This window comes from Bacillus cereus group sp. BfR-BA-01355 (genome assembly GCF_022663675.1).
GTDB classification, from domain to species: Bacteria; Bacillota; Bacilli; order Bacillales; family Bacillaceae_G; genus Bacillus_A; species Bacillus_A thuringiensis_S.
Map to the genome: position 1 here is coordinate 1 of NZ_JAKUFY010000391.1, position 273 is coordinate 273.

Here is a 273-nt window from a genome sequence, read left to right on the forward strand (position 1 = left end):
CTCTTAATGCATATGAAAATGAAAAAATCGAAAAGGAGCGGAGAAACATGAATTATATAGAAAATAATGGATTGTATTATCGGAATCATCATCATGGAGGACACAATCATGGTGGGCACAATCATAACGGCGGACATCATCACCATGGAGGACACAATCACCATGATCACCATCATCATCACGGAGGCGGATTTTTCCCTGGAAGCTTTGCAGGAGGAGTGTTAGGTGGACTGACAGCTGGCGCATTAACGGGTGCAGCAAGTGGAGGGTATT

At 44.0% G+C, this 273-nt stretch carries 1 pseudogene; it reads left to right on the forward strand.

The features are described from left to right. Window positions 1–47: 47 nt before the first annotated feature. Window positions 48–273: pseudogene (locus MR167_RS32200) on the forward strand (cobalt transporter); the annotation flags it as partial.